Genomic DNA, 18,831 nt, shown 5'->3' with positions numbered 1-18,831 from the left:
GTCACCCGGCGTCGACGGAGCCACCGGCGGTCTGCCCCGGACTCCCACCGGCACCGCCGGGGATAGCCAAGCACGTTCGCACTAGGAGACCACGTGAAGAGCACCGTCGAGCACCTGAGCCCGACGCGCGTACGGATCAACGTCGAGGTGCCGTTCGACGAGCTCAAGCCGAACTTCGACCGCGCGTATCAGGAACTGGCCAAGCAGGTCCGGATTCCGGGGTTCCGCCCCGGCAAGGTACCGGCTCCCGTTTTGGAGAGCCGCATCGGTCGCGCCCCCGTGCTCGACGAGGTTGTCAACGAGGCGGTCCCGTCGAAGTACATGGAGGCCGTCAACAGCAACGATGTTCACACTCTCGGCCGTCCGGAACTCGAGGTCACCAACATCGCCGACGGTGAGCAGATCGAGTTCACCGCCGAGGTCGACGTCCGGCCCGAGCTGACTGTGCCCGCCTTTGGCGAGCTGGCCGTGACCGTGGACGACGTCGAGGTCACCGAGGACGAGGTGCAGGAGCAGCTCGACGAGCTGCGCGCCCGCTTCGCCACGCTGACCGGTGTCGAGCGCCCCGCCGCGCACGGTGATTACACCAGCATCGACCTGTCGGCCACCGTTGACGGCGAGGAAGTTTCCGACGCCCAGACCAGCGGCCTGTCCTACGAGATCGGTTCCGGGCAGCTCATCGAGGGCATCGACGACGCGTTGATCGGCGCGAGCGAAGGCGACACCAGGAACTTCACCACCACTCTGGTCGCCGGTGACCATGCGGGCCGAGAGGCCGATGTCACGGTGACGCTCAATTCGGTCAAGGAACGGCAGCTGCCGGAGGCCGACGACGAGTTCGCCCAGATGGCCAGCGAATTCGACACGGTGGAGGAACTGCTCGCCGACCTGCGGGAACGACTCGGCCGCGTCAAGCGGATGCAGCAGGGCATGCAGGCCAGGGACAGGATCCTGGAGGCCCTGCTGGAGAACACCGAGGTCCCGTTGCCCGAGACGGCCGTGCAGTCCGAGGTCGAGGGGCGCGAGCACGACGCGGTGCACCCGTTCGATCACGACGAGGAGCGCTTCGTCGAGTCGCTGCAGCAACAGGGCAAGACCCGTGAGCAGTTCGACTCCGAGACTCGTGAGGAAGCCGAGCAGGCGGTCCGGACCCAGCTCGTGCTGGACACGATCGCCGACACCGAGGACATCTCGGTCTCGGACAACGAGCTCACCGAGCGGATCATCTACCAGGCGCAGCAGTCCGGCATCAGCCCGGACCAGTACGTTCAGCAGATCCAGCAGTCCAACCAGTTGGGCGTGATCTACGCCGACATCCGCCGGAGCAAGGCCCTGTTCTCCGTGGTGCGCCAGTCCACGGTGACCGACACCGAGGGCAATGCTCTGGACCTGGACGAGCTGTTCGGCACGCAGGAGGAAGGCGGCGAGACCGAGGAGCAGCCCGAGGTCGTCGAAGCCGAATCCGAGGAGCAGTCGCGCAGCACCGGCTCGGAGTGATCGAGTCGAAAAACACGCTAAGAGCGAACGTGGGCGGTACTGGGAAGCTGGTGCCGCCCACGTTCGTTAGGGTCTGTTGTAACGGATCACCGGCTACACCGGCAGCCCGGTGACGGACAATACTTCAACGCGGCCCGGTCGACCGATATGACGACCGGGTCCATTGTGGAAGAAGGCAGGGAGACGTGACGCAGCACCAGACGGTTCCGGCGTCCGAGGCGCAGTCGCCGCAGATGCGGACCACGAGCAGTGGACTCTCGCTCAACGACTCGGTCTACGAGCGGTTGCTCCAGGAGCGCATCATCGTGCTCGGCTCCCAGGTCGAGGACACCATCGCCAACCAGATCTGCTCCCAGTTGATCCTGTTGGCCGCCGAGGACACCGAGCGCGATATCTCGCTCTACATCAACTCGCCCGGTGGTTCGGTCACCGCGGGCATGGCCATCTACGACACGATGCAGCTCATCAAGCCGGACGTGGTGACCGTGGCGATGGGCTTCGCCGCGTCGATGGGGCAGTTCCTGCTTTCGGCGGGTGCTCCGGGCAAGCGTTTCGCGCTGCCGCACTCGCGGATCCTGATGCACCAGCCCTCGGCAGGTCTCGGTGGCACGGCCTCGGACATCGCGATCCAGGCCGATGTGTTCTCCCGGCACAAGCGTGAGATGGCCGAACTGATCGCCGCGCAGACCGGCCAGACCGTCGAGAAGATCACCGCCGACTCCGACCGCGACCGCTGGTTCACCTCGGACGAGGCTCTCGAGTACGGCTTCATCGACCACATCGCCAACCGCGCCAACATGCCGAGCGCCTGATCGCGCCCGTTCGCGAACGTGCCGGCCACCATAGTCACGAGGAGTCACTGACGTGAACTCATTCCAACTCCCCCAGTCCCGGTACATGCTCCCGTCCTTCGTCGAGCGCACCGCCTACGGGGTCAAGGAGTCGAACCCGTACAACAAGCTCTTCGAGGAACGCATCGTCTTCCTCGGGGTGCAGGTCGACGACGTCTCGGCCAACGACATCATGGCGCAGCTGCTGTATCTGGAGTCCGACGACCCGGACCGGGAGATTCAGCTCTACATCAACTCGCCGGGCGGTTCGTTCACCGCGCTGATGGCCATCTACGACACCATGCAGTACGTGCGGCCGGACATCCGCACGGTCTGCCTCGGCCAGGCCGCCTCGGCCGCCGCCGTGCTGCTGGCCGCGGGATCGGCCGGTAAGCGGATGGCACTGCCGAACTCGCGGGTGCTGATCCACCAGCCCGCCACCGAGGGTGTCTACGGTCAGGTCTCCGACCTGGAGATCCAGGCCAACGAGATCGAGCGGATGCGGAAGCTGCTGGAAAGCACGCTGGCCCGGCACACCGGCAAGACCCAGGAACAGATCCGCGAGGACATCGAGCGGGACAAGATCCTGGCCGGTGAGCAGGCCAAGGAGTACGGCATCGTCGACGAGATCATGCCGTATCGCAAGCTCTCGGCACAGCAGTCCTGAGGCGGACCTTCGTGCGGTAGGTCCGCGGACAGCGGGAATGACTGTGGTCCACCTCGACACGCCGAGTGCGGCGGCGCTGTCGCCGTGCCCGGCGTGTCGGGGGCAGGCTGACGAGAACACCCGGTTTCGTCGACGGCGTTTTCGAGCCTTCCGGACTCGTCCCGGTCGCCCTGTGGTCGGGGTCATCGGGCGTATGGTGGAGTTCACTGCTGTGACCGGCGACGTTTTCGGAGTCTCCACGAAGCGGGACACGGAAGGTACCGTCGAAGGCAGACACGGCGAGGTGCGTCAGAAGAACGGCGCGCCGGAGGGGACAGGTCATCGGCATGGCGCGTATCGGTGACGGCGGCGACCTGCTGAAGTGCTCCTTCTGCGGGAAGAGCCAGAAGCAGGTGAAAAAACTCATCGCCGGTCCCGGCGTGTACATCTGCGATGAGTGCATCGATCTCTGCAACGAGATCATCGAAGAGGAGCTCGCCGAGGCCGGCGATGTCAAGCTCGACGAGCTGCCCAAGCCGGGCGAGATCCACGACTTCCTCGACCAGTACGTCATCGGCCAGGACGGTGCCAAACGCAACCTCTCGGTGGCGGTGTACAACCACTACAAGCGCATTCAGGCCGGGGAGCAGCAGCAACAGAACTCCGCACGCGACAGCCGTGAGGAGAACGTGGAGCTGGCGAAGTCCAACATCCTGATGCTCGGACCCACCGGCTGCGGCAAGACCTACCTCGCCCAGACGCTGGCGAAGATGCTCAACGTCCCGTTCGCCATCGCCGACGCCACGGCGCTGACCGAGGCGGGCTACGTCGGTGAGGACGTCGAGAACATCCTGCTGAAGCTGATCCAGGCCGCCGACTACGACGTCAAGCGCGCCGAGACCGGCATCATCTACATCGACGAGGTCGACAAGATCGCTCGCAAGAGCGAGAACCCGTCCATCACCAGGGACGTCTCCGGCGAGGGTGTGCAGCAGGCGCTGCTGAAGATCCTGGAGGGCACCAGCGCCAGCGTCCCCCCGCAGGGCGGGCGCAAGCACCCGCACCAGGAGTTCATCCAGATCGACACCACCAACGTGCTGTTCATCGTGGCGGGTGCGTTCGGAGGCCTGGAGGACATCGTCGAGGACCGGGTGGGCAAGAGCAGCGTCGGCTTCGGGGCCGACCTGCGCTCCAAGGCCGACGTGGACGCAGCCGAGCACTTCTCCGAGGTCCTGCCCGAGGACCTCATCAAGTACGGCCTGATCCCGGAGTTCATCGGCCGGTTGCCCACGGTGGCCAGCGTGACGAACCTGGACAAGCAGGCGCTGGTGAAGATTCTCACCGAGCCCCGCAACGCCCTGATCAAGCAGTACACCCGGCTGTTCGAGCTGGACGGTGTCGAGCTGGAGTTCACGCACTCGGCGCTGGAAGGCATCGCCGATCTGGCGATCATCCGGGGGACGGGTGCCCGAGGGCTGCGCGCGATCCTGGAGGAGGTTCTGCTGCCGGTGATGTACGACGTTCCGAGCCGCTCGGACGTCGCCAAGGTCATCATCACCGAGCAGACCGTCCGGGAGAGTGTGAATCCGACGATCGTGGCGCGGCCGAACAGTCGCCACGAGCGCCGCGAAAAGTCGGCCTGACCAGGCACGAGGGGCGAACTCCCCTGGCCGGCTCGTCCGGGTGGTGGGAGTTCGTCGAACGTGCCGCCCCGGCAGGCATTATCAGCCGTTCGAGTGCCGTGGGGATGTTCGCCTGCGAGCCGACCTCGGGGGAAGATCATCGGTGGCACGGTCAACAGCCATGACCACCGATCTCGGGGAGCGGCGCGATGAGCGAGATGCACGTCCTGCTGATACACGGCTTCGGGGGATCGGGCCCCTGGCACTGGCAGCAGTGGCTCGCCGCGCAGTTATCGGAGCGCGGTGTCCGGGTGGACCTGTCCACTCTGGGAGATCCGGACCGTCCCGTCCTCGATGACGGGCTCGCGGTGCTTCGCCGCCGGCTGGATGCCGTTCCCGCGGATGCGGAACTCGTCGTCGCAGCGCATTCCTGCGGGGCGGCGCTGTGGCTGCATCATGCCGCGACCATCGGCCCGGTGGCATGCCGAGCCGACCGGGTGCTGTTGGTGTCCCCGCCGGCACCGGAATGGCGCCATCCGGACGTGCAAGGGTTGATGCCCTATCCGGTCGATGCGTACTCGCTGCGGCGCGCGGCCGGGCTGACCCGGCTCGTCGCGGGCACCGGGGACCCGAATCTGCCGGTGTACAGCGCCCACTCGCTGGCCTGCGCTCTGCAGGTGGAGCTCGACATCATCCCGGACGGGGAAGACCTCAACACCGAGGCCGGTTATGGTCCGTGGCCCTCGTTGCTGCACTGGGCGCTGTACGGGACCGTGCCGCTGGAGGACCGCTTCGGCTCCCCGGCGCACACGGCGGTGTATGTACCGGACCGACTCCGGCCGGTGTGAGAAGGCCCCATCGTTCCCGGGGGTGTTCAGCCTGTGCTCGTGGTGTGTTCGGTCGGGCGCTGGAGGTGTATCCGCTCGGCACCGGTGTAGACGTTCATCGACGGCCCGCGCAGGAAGCCCACGAGGGTCATGCCCTGTTCCTCGGCCAGTTCCACGGCCAGTGACGAGGGAGCGGACACGGCGGCGAGCAGCGGGATGCCGGCCATCGCGGCCTTCTGGACGAGTTCGAAGGAAGCGCGGCCGGAGACCATCAGCACGCATCCGGCCAATGGTACACGCCCTTCGAGCAGGGCCCAGCCGAGCACCTTGTCCACGGCGTTGTGCCTGCCCACGTCCTCCCGCACGGCGAGCAGAGCACCGGTGGAGTCGAACAGCCCGGCGGCATGGAGGCCGCCGGTCGAGGAGAACACCCGCTGTGCCTCGCGCAGTCGGTCGGGAATGTCGGTGAGCAGTTCGGGAGTGACGGTGAGCGGGTCGTGGGCCGGTGGGTGCCGGGTGCGCAGCCGCACGGCGTCGAGCGCGGCTTTGCCGCACACGCCGCAGGACGAGGTCGTGTAGAAATTGCGCTCCACGGAGGCGTCGGGAGGGGCGACACCCGGTGCGAGCTGCACGTCCAGCACGTTGTAGGTGTTGCGCCCGTCCGGTCCCGGACTGTCGCAGTAGCGTGCCGTGCGCACGTCGGCGTGGGTGGTGATCACGCTCTCGGTGAGCAGGAAGCCGTGCGCGAGTTCCACGTCGTGGCCCGGGGTGCGCATCGTGACGCTGAGCGGGCGGGAATCGACCCGGATCTCCAGTGGTTCCTCGGCGGCGAGGGTGTCCGGCCGTTGTCTGCTGCCGTCGGAGGTGATGCGCAGCACCGGGCGCCGTACGGTGATCCGTCCCATTGCCAGCCTCCTGCCGTTTTCTTCGGCTGTATTCCGTTTACCGGATCGACCACATTCGCTGATCCACTCACGTTACGCTCTACATCGCATTGATCACGATGGTGAAGGAATTCCGGTGGATCCGTACAAGTTCCTCGAGGACTTCGAGAACAAGGCCGGCCAGATGCAGCAGCAGCTGGAACAGTCGCAGGAGGCGTTCGCCAACGCGCGCAGCCGGGCCAGCAGCGACGACGGCAGTGTCACCGTGGCGGTAGCCGGTGGCGGCAGCATCGAGTCGCTCGATCTCGGCCCGAAGGCGATGGAGCTCGGCCATACCAAGCTGGCGAGCACGATCATGGCGACCATCCGCAAGGCTCAGGAGCAGGCCGCTCGCGAGGTGCAGGAAAGCATGCGCCCGCTGCTGGGTGACGGTGCGGCGATGAGCTTCCTCAATGAGCAGGTCGAGGCCGGCATCGCCCGGTTGCAGCCGGATGAGGAGGAGTCCGCGGGAACGGGCTCGCGGCGCGGCGAGGCTCCGGAGATGGATCTCGGCCGCAACGACTGGGATGACGACTGGGACGGCGGTGACCGTCGGCGTTTCGGAGGTTCACGATGAGCGGCGGCATCCACACCAACACCGATGCCATGGACGCCCACGGCAAGCACCTGACCGGCGAGATCACCTCGGCCCTGGACAAGGCCCGTGAGGCATCGACACAGACCCCCATAGACGCCGGAGCGATGGGGGCGTTGTGCCAGATGTGGACTGTCCTCTTCGAGGAAGAGCGTGACGCCGCGGAGAAGCTGCTGGAGCAGTTGCCTCGTTCAATGGAGGACAGTGGGAACAAAGTGAAGGAAGCCGCCCAGGAGTTCCGGGATCGCGACGAGGAAGCTGTCAACAGGTTTGAGGGGATGCGCTGATGGACGATCTGCAGGCCGATATCCAGGTCGAGGACAAAACATTCACCGGAGCCGGTCCTTTGGACGGTGCCGAGGACTTCGCGGCCAACGTGGAGAACATCTTTCATGACGGCGCACAGGTCGACGAGACTCAGCTGGCCATCGACGGAGCCGGTATGGCGTTGGACGCCGCTGGTTTTCTGACGGATCCGCTGGCCACGCTGGCGTCGTCCGTTGTCGGTTGGCTCATCGAGAACGTGGAGTGGGTCCGTGAACCGTTCGACAATCTGGCGGGCGATCCGGCCGCGATCCAGGCCGCTGCCAATACGTGGGCCAATATCCATCAACATCTCGGCGGCGTATCCGAGCAGCACAGGAGCTCACTGTCGCAGGTCACGGAGTGGCGAGGGCAGTCCGGACAGGCTTACCGGGGCTCGGCGGCCAATCTTTTCGAACACATCAGGAACGCCGAAGTTGCCTCCCTCGCGGTCTCGAACAAGGTCAAACTAGCCGGTGCCGTCGTTGCGGGCACTCGTGCGCTGATCCGGGACCTGATCGCCGAGATGGTGGGCACCCTGATCGCATGGGGATTGGCGGCGCTCGCGTCGAGCTGGTTCACCTTCGGTGGTTCCGTGGCGGCCTTCGTCGCTCGCGCGGTGGCCAAGGCCGTCGAGATCGCGGGCCGGATCGCGCAGTTCCTGAAGAAGCTGTTCGGTGCTCTCGACAAGTTGGGAGGACTTGCCAAGACCTCCGCCGACACCCTGCACAAGCGCGCCGACGATCTGGCCGCGACAAGCAGAAGCCGTCCCGACAGCGGATTCGGCGGTCGGATCAAGATGAAGGAAGAGCACATGTCGGCCGAGATGCGGACCAAGGCGGACAACCGCGACGCATTCGGTGACCGGATTCAGGGGCAGGGGCTGGAGGCACGGAACCAGCGAGTCGATGACTTCACGGACTCCGCCAGTACCCGTGCGGAGAACATGCGCGCCACTGCCGACCGGTGGGATCGAGAGGGCGGGCCACTCGCGAACACCACGCTCGGCAAGGTCGTCGACCAAACGGACAATCATCTGAACAAGAACGCTTTCGACGGGGGGAACTGGGTCAAGGCCGCCTCCGGAGATCTCGGTCAGCACAAGCCTGCCCTCAGTGATCTCGGCAACATCAAGCCCGGAGTCGGTGATGCCGTGGCGGGAGGTAAGGAGTTCGGAAAAGAGATCAACAAGGCATTCGGTCAGGAAGAAGGGAACCCCGAGGAGGGAACTCCGTCCGAGAAGCCCCATGAATCGAAAACCAGAGAGGTTCGGGGTGAACGCGACCAGTAGTGCCGAGATGGAAGATGCTGTACCGAAACGCATTCGCCGCCGCCTGCGTAACGGAAGTATTTTCCTACTGCTCGGACTGATCGGCGGTTATGCGTTCCGGCTCATGGCCGGAGTGGGTGGACAGCACACCGCCGCGTTCAAGTATGCCGGAGTGGCGTTGGTATTCGCCACAATAGGGCTGGTTACCGCCGGAATCTGGCAGTGTGCCCGAGGGCTTAACCTGTGGTGGAAATCAAGGACTCCCACATCGCCTACGCGGCATGGCTTTTCGCGCTTCGTGCGGGCTCTGCGGCGGGATCCGGGCCAACCGATGCACAAGTGGCCTCTTTGGCAGCCTTTCATCGTGGCCGCGGTACTGACTTACGCTGCGTACTTCGACTATGGTGTCTTTCTCGCCAAGACTCATGCGGATACCCCCTCGGCAGAGGGGCATCTCGTTGTGGAGTCGTGCGAGCCGAATTGGACCGTGCTGGGACTGCGATCCGGTTGCACGGGAACCATCACTCCGATGGAGGGGCACTTTCAGCATGGGGAGACGGTGCGCTACGACGCTTGGTTCTCCCGATTCGACCGGTCTGATATCGGTCGCACCGTCGAGGTGTACGACTCGTTCGAAGCATTTCGAGGGCGCACCTGGAAAGGGGCGGAGGCAAGCTCACCACCGATTCTCGCCGAATTACTGATCGGCGTGCTGGCGCTCTTCGCGTTCTTGTTTTGGTATCTCTTCCTCGCGCGGGCGGTATTTCGCGGCTGTGCGATCGTCAAGAGAAGGGTACGAGGCCGCAGCGAGGACGAGGAGCAGCCGGAGAGTCCGGCGGTGGAATCCGGAGCGGCAGGAGAGCCAGGAGATGAAGAAACCGGCACTCGATCACGCGTCCTCAAAAAATACTTCTGGCGGTACTGGGGCGTTGCCGCGTTGTTGGCCTATGCGGCGTACTTCAGCCACGGGATGTTCGTCGCCGGCGACCAGGGGGGTAGTGACCTCCAGTCGGTAAACGGTCATCTTGTCCTGGAGTCGTGCGAGCCGAACTGGACGGTGCTGGGCCTACGTTCGGTCTGTATCGGCACGGTCACTGCTGTGGAAGGGTTCAAGGACCAGCCGAACCGCTACGACAGGGCTTTCTCGGAATTCGGTGCGGCTGATATCGGGAAACGGATTCCCGTGTATTTGGACGGCGGTAGTGACTGGCAACCCAAATACCGGGAGAGCGCGCCGAGGTGGTTGGGGCTTTTCGTGCTTCCGCTGGTGATCGGTGCGATGGTGATGGCCTTTCGCGGTGTTGTGGCTGCCCTACTCGCTATTGGTGCTGCCCGGTCCCGATCGCGGCACGGCTCGCACGGCTCATACGACTCCATGAGCGGGTAGTGGGCCGGCCTGGCCATAGCGTTCCGGTCCTCCTGCCGGGCTGTCCGAGTCTGCGTGTCCTCATGAGCATGCGTGTGGAGCTTCAGCAGTACGGGAGAAAGTGTGGCGGAAACATCGGTGGACGGTGTCGGGAGTCCGGTCCGCCGTTACCGCAGGATGAGCATCGCGTTCCTGTTGAGCGGACTGGTCGGTTGTTACGGGCTATGGTTCGTGTCCGGTTGGATCGAGTACCGAGCCACCGAACCAGGCCCGGTCTATGGCTACGCCGAGGTGCAGGACTGTCATCGCAACTGGGTGATGCTCGGAACAACGTGGTCGTGTGATGCCCGGCTGAGCTATGTTCCGGACGCTGCCGAGAAGGTCACCGCAGCGTGGCGGTCACCGATACGAACCTTCGACCACTCGGAGTTTCGGCCGGTCGACATCGATAAGCGGATTCCGATGCCCCTTTACTCCATTGACCGTGGTGGAGCGAAGACCAAGCCGGAGTTCTTCAACCCGGAGGACCGGTACACAAGTGGCCCGTGTGGGCGCCGTTCATCATGGCCGCGTCACTGGCTTACGCGGCGTACTTCGTTCACGGGGTTCTGCTCGCGGGAACGATCGCGCCTCTCGAGGACCATTTCCAACACGGAGAAGAGGTTCGCCATCACGCACGGATTTCCGCGCTCGATGAGGCTGATGTGGGCAGGCTCGTGCCGGTGTATGACACTGCCACCCCCGTCCGAGGGCGAGTGTGGAAACCCGTTGCAGCAGGTGAACCCGCAGTGCTGGGACAGATCCTGATCGGCCCGCTGGCGATTGCCGCCTTCTGTTTCTGGTATTTTTTCCTGGCTCGGACGGTCCTTCGAGGGATAGCACTGGCTGTGCACAAGGTACGGGGACCGAAACGTGCGAAGAATGCGGAAAACACTGCCGACCGAGAAACGTCGAGACTGAAAGATTTCGGGATACGCCGGTGACAGCGTTGCGCGAGGAGATCACTCGGATCGCGGTACCTCTGCTCGGTTGGTGCGTTCGACCGTGTCCGGGTGGCTGGAAAACGATCAAGACGCCCCGACTCGCACTTGTGCGGCAGTACCAACACACACAGCCGGAAACCGTGCGAGCGTACGGTCAGTGACGACTACGACTCGAAGTATTGCTCCGACCACCGTTTCTGCGGTCCCCGTGGGGACTTCGTGCTCTTCTTCGACGCGTATCGGGAGAGAAAGCGACAACGAGATCATGCTGTCCACGCAACCACGGGTACGGCCTGGCGACGTCGGGTCACACGGCGTGCTCGTGCCGTAGTGGGGCAGCGCGCGTGGTCGGGTTTCGAGGCGGAGTGGGCACGCGGCTGTTGCAAGACGTTGGCCGAGCTGGCTCGATGGCTGGACACGGTCGGTCGGTGCGGCCAACAGGAGCTCACCGAGTCGATCCTCGGTTCCGAGGAGGCACCGTTTCCCGCCACGCGCGAGGTGGCCGCTGCCGTGGTGGGCAGAGTCGTCGTCTCGGAGACGGGCGGGCCGGGACCGGCCGCTCGTGCGCTTCGCGTTCTCGGGGTCCTGATCTGTGCTGCTCTGGGGCGTCCGGAGAAATGCCCCTGTTGGCGTGCGATGGTCAAAAGCGGAATCGATCACGCCCGCGAACAACTCCGCGAGGGGTTCCCGGAGCCGGCGGCGCCGTGATCCGTGCCCGCCCCCTCCGGTGAGGACGTCCGGTCGTAGGCTCGGGGCCGCGTGCGCGGTCGTCGCCGCGCGCTCCCGGCAGTAGGCCCACAGGGACCCGGCGGGAGCGCGCATGTCGCGAACCACCACCGACCCCACCGAGTCGAGAGACGGAGCCGGAATTGGCCAAGCTGACCCTGCCGCAGTTGGAGCGGCACCTGTTCGCGGCGGCGGACATCCTGCGCGGCAAGATGGATGCTTCCGAGTTCAAGGAGTACATCTTCGGGATGCTGTTCCTGAAACGCGCCTCGGACCAGTTCGAGGTGGAGCGCGAGCGGGTCCTCGCCGCGGAGCGGGAACGCGGCCGCAGCGAGGAGGAAGCGGAGAAGCGGGCCGGTGCTCCCGGCACGTATCGCAACCGCAGCGCGTTCTTCGTGCCGGACCAGGCGCGGTGGGATTGGCTGGCCAACCATGTGCACAACCAGGTCGGTGACGCGCTGAACACGGCACTGGAGCAGCTGGAGGTGTACAACCCCTCGCTGGAGGGCGTGGTTCAGCACATCGACTTCACCCGCAAGGTCGGGCAGGCCGGCCTGTCCGACCAGAAGCTGCGGGATTTGATCTACCACTTCGGCAAGGTGCGGCTGCGCAACGAGGACTTCGAGTTCCCCGATCTGCTGGGGGCGGCCTACGAGTACCTGATCGGCGAGTTCGCGGATTCGGCGGGCAAGAAGGGCGGCGAGTTCTACACCCCGCGCGCGGTGGTGCGGATGATGGTGCGGTTGGTCGAACCCGCCGAGGGCATGGAGATCTACGACCCGTGTTCGGGCTCGGGTGGGATGCTCATCCACGCGCACCACCACATCGAGGAGAACGGCGGTAACGTCAAGGATCTGGCGCTGGCCGGTCAGGAGCACAACGGTGGTGTCTGGTCGATCTCCAAGATGAACCTGCTGTTGCACGGCATCTCCGATGCCAAGGTCGAGAACGACGACACGCTGCTCAACCCGTGCCACGAAAGCGGCGGGGAGCTGAAGCGGTTCGACCGGGTGTTGTCGAATCCGCCGTTTTCGCTGAACTACTCCCGCGAGGAGATGCGGTATCCGGAGCGGTTCCGCTGGGGGTGGGCGCCGGAGAACGGTAAGAAGGCCGACCTGATGTTCGTGCAGCACATGGTCTCGGTACTCAAGAGCAACGGGGTGGCGGCCACGGTCATGCCGCACGGGGTGCTGTTCCGGGGAAGCGCTGAGCGCGACATCCGCACGGATCTGCTGGACGACGACGTGATCGAGGCCGTGATCGGTCTGGCGCCGAACCTGTTCTACGGCACCGGCATCCCCGCCTGTGTGCTGGTGCTGCGCGCGCCGGGCAGCAAGCCGCCGGAGCGGCGTAAGAAGGTGCTGTTCGTCAATGCCGACGACGAGTTCTCGGCCGGGCGCGCGCAGAATTACCTGCTGCCCGAGCACTACGAGAAGATCGTGGCCGCCTACCGCGAGTTCGACGACATTCCCGGTTACGCGCGGGTCGTTTCTCGCGAGGAGCTGCGCGACAACGAGGACAACCTCAACATCCGTCGTTACGCCGACAACGCCCCGCCGCCGGAGCCGCACGACGTGCGCGCGCACCTGCACGGGGGCGTGCCCCGGCACGAGGTGGACGACAAGGCGGGGCTGTTCGCCTCGCACGGTTTCGATCCGCAGGCGGTGTTCACCGACCGCGGCGGGGACTATCTCGACTTCGCGCCGGGTGTGGACCGGGCCGCGCTGAAGGGTGTGGTCGACGGGCACGCCGGGGTGCAGGCCAAGGAGGCCGAGCTGCGCGTGGCGCTGGACAAGTGGTGGGGCGAGCACTCGCGGCGCTTGATCGAGCTGCCGGAGACCACAGCGCTGATGTCCACCCGCCGCGACCTGCTGGACAGCTTCCTGGAGGTGGTGCGGCCGGTGGGCATCCTGGACCGCTTCCAGACGGCCGGGGTGATCGTGCGCTGGTGGGACGGCATCCAGTACGACCTGCGCACTCTGGCGGCGAATGGCTTCGCCGGGGTCATCGACGGTTGGATCACCACGATCGTCGCGATGCTGGAGGACGACGACTCCAAGGCCGATCCGTTCGAGCACAAGCTCGTTCCGGTGCTGGTGCCGGATTACTTGGAACGGCTCGCCGAGGCCGAGGCGAAGCGCGCCGAACTGGACGCGTGGGTGAAGGCGGCGAACAGCGTCGGCGAGGACGAGGACGGCGACGAGGAAGAGTCCGAGACCCGGCTTTCGGCAGCAGAGCTGAAGCAGCTTGCCAAGGACCAAAAGGCGGCCAAGGCCGAACTCGGCAAGCTGCGCGGGCGGCTACGCATCGAGCTGGAGACCGAGCGCAGCGCCCTGACCGAGGAGCAGGAACGCGACCTCGTCCTGGGCATCCTGCGTGAGGAGGTCAGCGGCCACCTGGATGCCTACGCCGCCGCGCACCGCCGCGAGATCGTGGCCGCGCTGGAGAATTGGTGGGACAAGTACGCCGTGTCCCTACACGAGATCGAATCCGACCGCGACGCTGCCGCCGACAAACTCGCCGGATACCTCAAGGAGCTGGGTTATGAGTGATCTTTCTTGGCGCACAGCCCCCCTGTCGTTGTTGGTTGATCGCGTTGTCGGTGGCGGAACACCTCCTCGTGGAGTTGTAGCTTACTGGCAAGGCGATATACCTTGGGTATCTGTAAAGGACATGCCTGAAGAAGCAACACATATATCTGCCACGCAGGAGCACATTTCTTCAGGAGCTCTTTCAGGTAGTGCGGTCAACCTTGTGCATGCAGGAACCCCAATTGTGTGTACTAGGATGGCGGTTGGTCGATGCGCTATACCGGGTACGGACATGGCTATCAACCAGGACTTAAAAGCATTGTACTGTGGCGATTCGGTTGATGAGCGCTATGTCTTGCATTGTCTTAATCTACTGCATCCTAAGATCGAGTCCGTTGCTACCGGATCCACTGTAAAAGGGATCTCATCGAGCGATATTCTGGATTTTGAGATTGGCGTCCCTTCGTTGCCAGAACAGCGAAGGATTGCGGAGATCCTGGACACGGTGGATGCGAACATCCGCTCGACGGAACGCCTCATCGCCAAGCTCGAACAAACCAAGCAGGGGATTATTCGTGATGTATTTACCCGATACATAGATCAGGGAACTGTTGCCACCAGGAAACTCGTCGAGATAGCTGATGTTTCCCGTGGCCGGTTTACGCCTCGACCGAGGAACGATCCGAGATTTTATGTGGGTGAACATCTATTTATTCAAACTGGCGATGTTGCCAATGCCGAAGGAAATACTATTTACAATGCTTCACAAACGCTCAATGAACTGGGTGCTTCGGTAAGTCGTAAGTTTCCCGCAGGTACTGTTGCTGTCACTATCGCGGCGAACATTGCAGACACGGCAATACTTGGTTGTTCGATGTATTTTCCAGACTCCTTAGTAGGGGTAACTCCTAAGAGTGGATACGTTCCTCGATATATTGAACTCTGTATTCGCAGGATGAAGCCTGTTCTTGAGTCGCAGGCACCGCAAAGCGCTCAAAGGAATATTAATCTTCAGGATATTTTTCCTTTGTCTATTCCTGAATTGGACATTGAGATTCAATCTAACATAGCCAATATTTATGACGAGTGGCACGCTGAAGAAGAGAGGCAGCACGCAGAACTCGCCAAGCTGCGGAAGCTCAAGCAGGGGCTGATGGACGACCTGTTGACAGGTCGAGTGCGGGTGAACGTGGACGCCGAGGAGACCACCACCTCGTGAGCGCGGCGAGCCGCACGGCTCCGTCTGCTGCTACACTAGGACGCCCTGAAGCCAGTGCACGCATGTCGGCCGGTCACCGGTGCGGGCGAGCTCACGCACGGCGTCGGCAACGACCGTGAGGGTGACACCAGTGTCAGCGTGGAACGTGTTGCCGCTGCGCGTCGAGTAAAGCAGTGGCTCGCCGCCGACCGATCCTCGCGACTCCCAGGAGTCGATTTCCGCGCCGTCCGTCCAGCTGTAGTTGAGTGCGCCGAGTCGGCGCTCAGGGTGCACGCTGACGTGTAACCAGCCGACCGACAACTCTTCGTCCTCCTCGTCGCCGGTCACATCACCGCTGTAGAGGTCCGCGATCACGTGCGGGTCGACGACCACGCCCATCTGGTGGACCTCCGGTCCGGAAAGCAGCGTCCGGACGACCTCCTCGACCTCCTCCGTGCTCCTCGCAACCACTCGATCCGGTACCCGCTCGATAAAGACACTGATCATTCTGGACCCACTCCTCGAATGGTGGCTGGTCCGGTTGGTCATCCGTCTGCTGCGCCGCGAGCGCCTTCGGTGCGCCATTCAACGCAGGTCGGGCGCTGTCCGGTGCGGACGAACTCGTCCACGGCCGCGAGAGCTTGCTCGATGGGGATCTCGGTGTGTGGCTCCATCGGGGTGTGGTGCAGGCCGCCGAGCCAGTAGTCGACCGGCTCGGGGTTCGTGCCGTTGGTGGGGACCATCGGTGGCTCGTCGCTCCACGCCACCGCGCCCACATCACCGCGCACTCCGACCAGCAAGGCCGGAGTCATGTACCAGGGAACACCTTCCTGGGAGAACGACAGGACCCACGAGCACGTCGAACCAAGTTGCGGGTCTTGCTGTGCCTGCCGGATCAGCGCGGCCAGGTCTATACTGTCCGGCAGCCTGGAGAGGTCGATGCCGTTGGTGTGCAAGAGCGGAATGTCGGCGGTCGCAGTCATGATCCGTTGCCTCGGTAGGTGTGGGAGAACGGTTTTCCGTGTTGTGACGTGCCAGAGAGGATCGTGCCGGGGACCACCGACAGGGCCGGTCGGCCGATGCGCTCTCCGGGTGCGCACCGGCCGACCGGGCTGGGACCGGCCCGGATGCCGGAGGTCGGGGTCGGCGGCATCCGGGCCGGGGTCTGGTGGGGTGAGATCCGGGATTTACGCGGTGAGCGGGAACGCGACGGAGGTGTCTCCGCTGCCATTCGCCCCGGCCCGCACGGGAATGCCGGGGTGCGACGCATGGGGAACCAGCGTGTCAGGGGAGGGGAGTAGAGCCAGGGCCGCGTTGAGGGAAGGATGCCGCCGGGTCGGGGCTTCCTCCTCGTCGGGGTCGTGGGGCGGCCACTCGATCGGCTCCGAGGTGAACGGGTCGTTGTGGCAGTAGGACCGCCCAAATGGCTCGTTCACCGTGTTCGGGACCGTGGAGAGGAGGGCGAACCCTGCCACTGGTCGATACGGCGATTCGATCGCCAGGGCGGCCACGGAGCAGCAGGCTTCGCAGGTCGTGCGTCGAGGATCGGCCGGGGCAGTGGAACCGAAGGCGCTGTGCAGCGGCCCACGTATCCGATGACCGCAGCGCGCCAACGGTGGCCGGTCACTCGACAGGTGCCATCGTGATTCCCGTGCACCGGTAATCCAGCGGCGTGCGGGTGGCTCGGTGGCAGGGGCCGAAGTGGGGATGGTGGGCTGCCGCTGGCGCGCGTGCCTGCCGCCGCCTCGCCGGGGTGACGAGGTGGTGTTGCCAGCCGGATGCCAAGCCAGCACCATCAGCAACACCACGAGCGGGCCGACAATGATCATGACCTCTCGCACTGCTCACCCCTGTCGACCACGGTCGTCTCCTCGCGCAGTTCCTCGCGCAGTGCTGCGGAAAGCTGATCGAGCCCCTTGGCCAGGTCGGCGCGCTCCGGGGTGGTGTAGTGCCCATTCGCCACATCCTCGGCCGCGTTGGCCAGCATCACCGCCGCGAGATTCATCAACCGTGCGAGCTCACCGTGACGGCTCACCGCTCGGCCGCTTTCGAGGCCGTTGGAATCTCGACGCCCGTCAGTTCGTGAGCCGCGACGTTGCAGTCCGGGCAGGTCCCCCAGAACCAGGCGTTTTCGCTGTTGTCGGCAGTGAGCTGCTGCTCGCACAAGGTCATCACCTCGGTGCCGGTGGGATAGCCGTGCCCGTTCGGCGTCGAGTCGGTGCTGGCGTGCCGTGCCTGGTCGGCAGGCACCCACGTGAAGGGGTGGGGCATCTTCGAGACCTCTCTGTTCCCGGTTGTTTATTCTGTTACGCATAAGTGTCAACACTGGAAACAGAGCGGTGCAATCACCTGTGTGGGTGATCTTCTATGGCGGTGTGCTGTGACGTAGGCTCTGTTGCATGGCCAGCAACACGCGAACCCCGAAGGCGCGTGCTCTCGGTAGCGCGTTGCGGGAAGCGCGCGAAGAACAGGGTTTGGGGCTGCGGCAGCTCGCCTCCGAGCTGGGCAAGAACGCCGGGCAACTCTCGCGGTGGGAGAACGGCGAACGCGCGCCGAGACCGACCGACGTCGCGCAGATCCTGACTCACCTGGGCGTCAACGGGGAGCGCTACGAGGAGATCATCGCGATCTGCAGCGGTACCGATGAACCCCGTTGGTTGGCCGTAACCCTGCCCGAGCAGCGTCAGCAGCTCGGGGCACTGCTGGAGTTCGAGCGGGCAGCGACGACGATCACCGAAGTCTCACCGCTGCTGATCCCGGGTCTGCTCCAGACGAGCGACTACGCTCGCGCGATCATGTCCGCTGGTGGCGTGCCCGCCAATGACGTCGAAACCCGCATCGCCGTACGGCTCGGACGTCGTGACGTGATCCTTCGGCGCGATCCGGCTCAGCTTGTGGCCCTGGTGGGGGAGGCCGCATTGCGGCAGGTCATCGGTGCCCCGGAGGTGATGGTCGAACAGCTCGAATACCTCGGGGAGATGGCCGAACTGACCAATGTGGACCTTCGGGTGCTGCCGTTCTCCAGCGGCTGGCATCCCGCACTGGAAGGCCTGTTCCTGCTGATCGAGTCCGAGCAGACACCGGTCGTGCAACTGGAAAGCCGCCGCTCGGGACTGTTCCTGCATGAGCCGGAGGATGTGCAGACCTACCGGGAAGCCGCCGATACGGTCCGCCAGGCAGCCATGAGCCCCGAAGACTCGTCGGCGTTCATCGCCGAGATCGCCAAGGATATGGAGGCAGCCCCATGACGCCGCATCAGCACCCCACGAACTGGCGCAAGTCCAGCCGGAGTCAGAACGCGAGCACCTGCGTCGAGGTCGGCCGGGTGGCCGGCGGTGCTGCCGTGCGCGACACCAAGGATCGCGCGGCCGGCTACTTCACCACCGATCATCGGCAGTGGCAGGCGTTCGTGGCCGCCATCAAGGCCGATCGCTTCGCCTGAGTCGCGCAGGTGCGGGGTTGCCCGGCCTTGTCGGGATCGGGCAACCCCTCTTGTGTGGTCACCGCCGCGCAG

General features: G+C 64.6%; 21 protein-coding genes. 15 read left to right on the top strand and 6 right to left on the bottom strand.

Going from position 1 to position 18,831, the window contains the following annotated elements:
- The first annotated feature begins 93 nt into the window (after nt 1–93).
- The 5 genes from tig to JOF55_RS05895 all read left to right on the top strand — a co-directional run bounded on the left by tig (nt 94) and on the right by JOF55_RS05895 (nt 5,443).
- The gene (gene tig, locus JOF55_RS05915; RefSeq protein ID WP_310270747.1) at nt 94–1,497 is read left to right on the top strand and encodes a trigger factor; all 1,404 of its coding nucleotides are present in this window, start codon (nt 94–96) and stop codon (nt 1,495–1,497) included.
- Between the two features lie 185 nt (nt 1,498–1,682).
- Nucleotides 1,683–2,309 carry an ATP-dependent Clp protease proteolytic subunit gene (locus JOF55_RS05910; RefSeq protein ID WP_310270744.1) on the top strand — a complete coding sequence of 209 codons (627 nt, stop codon included), beginning with the start codon at nt 1,683–1,685 and terminating at the stop codon, nt 2,307–2,309.
- Nucleotides 2,310–2,361: 52 nt separating this feature from the next.
- Entirely contained in the window at nt 2,362–2,994 is a 633-nt protein-coding gene (locus JOF55_RS05905; RefSeq protein WP_310270741.1) for an ATP-dependent Clp protease proteolytic subunit, read from the top strand.
- A gap of 326 nt (nt 2,995–3,320) precedes the next feature.
- Nucleotides 3,321–4,616, top strand: a complete 1,296-nt coding sequence (clpX, locus tag JOF55_RS05900; protein ID WP_310270738.1) for an ATP-dependent Clp protease ATP-binding subunit ClpX — start codon at nt 3,321–3,323, stop codon at nt 4,614–4,616.
- 188 nt (nt 4,617–4,804) lie between these two features.
- Nucleotides 4,805–5,443, top strand: a complete 639-nt coding sequence (locus JOF55_RS05895) for an RBBP9/YdeN family alpha/beta hydrolase (protein ID WP_310270735.1) — start codon at nt 4,805–4,807, stop codon at nt 5,441–5,443.
- 26 nt (nt 5,444–5,469) lie between these two features.
- Here JOF55_RS05895 and fdhD read toward each other — a convergent pair whose 3' ends face one another.
- Nucleotides 5,470–6,327 carry a formate dehydrogenase accessory sulfurtransferase FdhD gene (gene fdhD / locus JOF55_RS05890; protein ID WP_310270732.1) on the bottom strand — a complete coding sequence of 286 codons (858 nt, stop codon included), beginning with the start codon at nt 6,325–6,327 and terminating at the stop codon, nt 5,470–5,472.
- A gap of 115 nt (nt 6,328–6,442) precedes the next feature.
- Here fdhD and JOF55_RS05885 point away from each other — a divergent pair, with 115 nt between their 5' ends.
- The 8 genes from JOF55_RS05885 to JOF55_RS05850 all read left to right on the top strand — a co-directional run bounded on the left by JOF55_RS05885 (nt 6,443) and on the right by JOF55_RS05850 (nt 15,338).
- A complete protein-coding gene (locus JOF55_RS05885; protein ID WP_310270728.1) occupies nt 6,443–6,922 on the top strand; it encodes a YbaB/EbfC family nucleoid-associated protein in 480 nt (159 codons plus the stop codon).
- Entirely contained in the window at nt 6,919–7,227 is a 309-nt protein-coding gene (locus JOF55_RS05880) for a type VII secretion target (protein ID WP_310270725.1), read from the top strand. The genes JOF55_RS05885 and JOF55_RS05880 overlap by 4 nt, the downstream gene beginning before the upstream one ends.
- Nucleotides 7,227–8,534: a WXG100 family type VII secretion target gene (locus tag JOF55_RS05875; RefSeq protein WP_310270722.1), complete on the top strand. Its 1,308-nt coding sequence runs from the start codon at nt 7,227–7,229 to the stop codon at nt 8,532–8,534. Before JOF55_RS05880 ends, JOF55_RS05875 begins: the two co-directional genes overlap by 1 nt.
- The gene (locus JOF55_RS05870; protein ID WP_310270719.1) at nt 8,518–9,900 is read left to right on the top strand and encodes a hypothetical protein; all 1,383 of its coding nucleotides are present in this window, start codon (nt 8,518–8,520) and stop codon (nt 9,898–9,900) included. The genes JOF55_RS05875 and JOF55_RS05870 overlap by 17 nt, the downstream gene beginning before the upstream one ends.
- 524 nt (nt 9,901–10,424) lie before the next feature.
- Complete coding sequence (locus tag JOF55_RS05865) at nt 10,425–10,862, top strand: hypothetical protein (RefSeq protein WP_310270716.1); 438 nt, start codon at nt 10,425–10,427, stop codon at nt 10,860–10,862.
- Between the two features lie 330 nt (nt 10,863–11,192).
- Complete coding sequence (locus JOF55_RS05860; protein ID WP_310270713.1) at nt 11,193–11,570, top strand: hypothetical protein; 378 nt, start codon at nt 11,193–11,195, stop codon at nt 11,568–11,570.
- A 161-nt stretch (nt 11,571–11,731) separates the two neighbouring features.
- The gene (locus JOF55_RS05855) at nt 11,732–14,140 is read left to right on the top strand and encodes a type I restriction-modification system subunit M (RefSeq protein WP_310270710.1); all 2,409 of its coding nucleotides are present in this window, start codon (nt 11,732–11,734) and stop codon (nt 14,138–14,140) included.
- The gene (locus JOF55_RS05850; protein WP_310270707.1) at nt 14,133–15,338 is read left to right on the top strand and encodes a restriction endonuclease subunit S; all 1,206 of its coding nucleotides are present in this window, start codon (nt 14,133–14,135) and stop codon (nt 15,336–15,338) included. Before JOF55_RS05855 ends, JOF55_RS05850 begins: the two co-directional genes overlap by 8 nt.
- A 30-nt stretch (nt 15,339–15,368) precedes the next feature.
- Here JOF55_RS05850 and JOF55_RS05845 read toward each other — a convergent pair whose 3' ends face one another.
- The 5 genes from JOF55_RS05845 to JOF55_RS05825 all read right to left on the bottom strand — a co-directional run bounded on the left by JOF55_RS05845 (nt 15,369) and on the right by JOF55_RS05825 (nt 17,588).
- The gene (locus tag JOF55_RS05845; RefSeq protein ID WP_310270705.1) at nt 15,369–15,824 is read right to left on the bottom strand and encodes an Imm1 family immunity protein; all 456 of its coding nucleotides are present in this window, start codon (nt 15,822–15,824) and stop codon (nt 15,369–15,371) included.
- A 38-nt stretch (nt 15,825–15,862) separates the two neighbouring features.
- The gene (locus tag JOF55_RS05840; RefSeq protein WP_310270703.1) at nt 15,863–16,300 is read right to left on the bottom strand and encodes an Imm1 family immunity protein; all 438 of its coding nucleotides are present in this window, start codon (nt 16,298–16,300) and stop codon (nt 15,863–15,865) included.
- 204 nt (nt 16,301–16,504) lie between these two features.
- Complete coding sequence (locus tag JOF55_RS05835) at nt 16,505–17,146, bottom strand: hypothetical protein (protein ID WP_310270699.1); 642 nt, start codon at nt 17,144–17,146, stop codon at nt 16,505–16,507.
- Nucleotides 17,143–17,352, bottom strand: coding sequence for a hypothetical protein (locus JOF55_RS05830; RefSeq protein WP_310270696.1), 210 nt, complete (start codon nt 17,350–17,352; stop codon nt 17,143–17,145). Before JOF55_RS05830 ends, JOF55_RS05835 begins: the two co-directional genes overlap by 4 nt.
- Nucleotides 17,349–17,588, bottom strand: a complete 240-nt coding sequence (locus JOF55_RS05825) for an HC3 family zinc finger protein (RefSeq protein WP_310270693.1) — start codon at nt 17,586–17,588, stop codon at nt 17,349–17,351. The genes JOF55_RS05830 and JOF55_RS05825 overlap by 4 nt, the downstream gene beginning before the upstream one ends.
- Before the next feature lie 128 nt (nt 17,589–17,716).
- On the opposite strand from JOF55_RS05825, the gene JOF55_RS05820 reads away from it, so the two are divergent.
- Nucleotides 17,717–18,565 carry a helix-turn-helix domain-containing protein gene (locus JOF55_RS05820; RefSeq protein WP_310270691.1) on the top strand — a complete coding sequence of 283 codons (849 nt, stop codon included), beginning with the start codon at nt 17,717–17,719 and terminating at the stop codon, nt 18,563–18,565.
- The gene (locus JOF55_RS05815) at nt 18,562–18,759 is read left to right on the top strand and encodes a DUF397 domain-containing protein (protein WP_114452221.1); all 198 of its coding nucleotides are present in this window, start codon (nt 18,562–18,564) and stop codon (nt 18,757–18,759) included. Before JOF55_RS05820 ends, JOF55_RS05815 begins: the two co-directional genes overlap by 4 nt.
- The last annotated feature ends 72 nt before the right edge of the window (nt 18,760–18,831 follow it).

It is taken from the genome of Haloactinomyces albus (genome assembly GCF_031458135.1).
In the GTDB taxonomy this organism is placed as follows: domain Bacteria; phylum Actinomycetota; class Actinomycetes; order Mycobacteriales; family Pseudonocardiaceae; genus Haloactinomyces; species Haloactinomyces albus.
Note: the sequence above shows the minus strand (reverse complement) of the source record. Positions and strands in the feature narration are given on the sequence as shown.